Source organism: Lacticaseibacillus nasuensis JCM 17158 (assembly GCF_001434705.1).
GTDB classification, from domain to species: domain Bacteria; phylum Bacillota; class Bacilli; order Lactobacillales; family Lactobacillaceae; genus Lacticaseibacillus; species Lacticaseibacillus nasuensis.
Genome location: NZ_AZDJ01000006.1, coordinates 1 through 239 on the forward strand (window position 1 = coordinate 1; position 239 = coordinate 239).

At 55.2% G+C, this 239-nt stretch carries 1 protein-coding gene; it reads right to left on the bottom strand.

Going from position 1 to position 239, the window contains the following annotated elements:
* Positions 1-239, bottom strand: a 239-nt coding sequence (locus FD02_RS11250; RefSeq protein WP_162255567.1) for a hypothetical protein, incomplete at both ends; no start/stop codon positions are given.

A 239-nucleotide genomic window follows, 5' to 3' on the forward strand; every position in this document is an offset into this window, starting at 1 on the left:
CGCAGCCTTCACTGCATTTTCCAAAGCTGTGACAGCAGCTTGCTTATCTGCTGTCGTCGCATCGGTTGGCAAGTTCGTAATGGCAGTCAGCGCATCCGCAACATCAGGTTCTTGACTGTACGGACTGGCCGTGGTGGCGGCATTGTTGATCGCATCATCCGCCGTGTTGGCATCTGTGACCGCTTGAGTCAACGCGTTCGTCGCCGTGGTAATTGCCGCACTGGTCCCTTTGTCTTGTT